General features: G+C 48.9%; 1 protein-coding gene. It reads left to right on the forward strand.

Going from position 1 to position 1373, the window contains the following annotated elements; translation table 11 throughout:
- Positions 1-108 precede the first annotated feature (108 nt).
- The coding region (locus BP861_RS05620) for a bifunctional N(6)-L-threonylcarbamoyladenine synthase/serine/threonine protein kinase (RefSeq protein WP_292373403.1) at positions 109-1373 on the forward strand (1265 nt) is incomplete at its 3' end.

The following is a 1373-nucleotide window of genomic DNA, read 5'->3' on the forward strand; positions in this document are numbered from 1 at the left end:
AGGGCACCGTCCTCCCGAGACGGAACTCGGGATGCAAATGTATATAAGTTCTCTCCTGTATTATCGAAGGCAGTGACAGCAAAAAGGACTGGAAGGAGACCGTAAGCCTTGAAAAACACGTTCATCCTTGGAATCGAGGGCACTGCCTGGAACCTCAGTGCCGCAATCGTGACCGAGACCGAGATTATTGCCGAGGTCACAGAGACCTACAAACCTACAACCGGAGGGATTCACCCTAGAGAAGCAGCCCAGCACCATGCAAAGTACGCAGCCAGCGTTATAAGAAGGCTTCTTGCAGAGGCAAAAGAAAAAGGAGTCGAGCCTTCAGAGATTGACGGAATAGCTTTCTCTCAGGGACCTGGACTTGGGCCGTGCCTGAGAACGGTTGCAACGGCAGCAAGAATGCTTTCCATATCCCTAGGTGTTCCTCTGATAGGGGTCAACCATTGTATTGCTCATATAGAGGTCGGAATTTGGAGAACACCTGCAACTGATCCTGTCGTCCTTTACGTAAGTGGGGCCAATTCCCAGGTTATTTCCTATATGGGAGGAAGATACAGAGTCTTTGGGGAAACCCTCGATATAGGGCTTGGAAATGCCCTTGATAAGTTTGCGCGGGGGGCTGGTCTGCCTCATCCTGGAGGGCCAAAGATCGAGGCTTATGCAAAGAATGCGAAAAGGTATATTCATCTCCCTTATGTGATAAAAGGCATGGATCTCTCCTTTTCAGGGCTTTCCACGGCAGCCAGCGAAGCCCTGAGAAAAAATCCTATTGAGGATGTCTGCTATTCTTACCAGGAGACGGCTTTTGCAATGGTCGTTGAGGTTGCAGAGCGAGCCCTTGCCCATACTGGAAAAAAAGAAGTTTTGCTTGCAGGAGGAGTAGGGGCAAATACAAGGCTTCGAGAGATGCTAAACGAGATGTGCGAAGCCAGAGGCGCGAAGTTCTATGTGCCCGAAAAACGCTTTATGGGAGATAACGGGATAATGATTGCATATACTGGGCTTCTGATGTATAAGTCCGGAAACACCCTTTCCCTTGAAGAGTCCCGTGTAAACCCAAGTTACCGAACTGATGATGTGAAAGTGACCTGGATCCGGGAAGAAGCAATGAAAAAAGTCCCTGAAATCGCCCCTGGAACTTCCCTCAAGCTTGGGGAAATGCTGGATAATGGGGCCGAGGCTGTCGTTTATCTGGAAGAAGGACCTGAAGGAAAAGAAATACTTGTTAAGGAAAGAGTTCCAAAGGCTTACAGGCATAAAGAGATTGATGAAAGGATCAGGACTGAAAGAAACCGGACAGAAGCCCGCCTGATGTCTGAAGCTCGGCGCAATGGGGTTTCTACGCCAATTATCTATGACGTGGAAGATTT

The organism is Methanosarcina sp. UBA411 (genome assembly GCF_002495725.1).
Lineage (GTDB): Archaea > Halobacteriota > Methanosarcinia > Methanosarcinales > Methanosarcinaceae > Methanosarcina.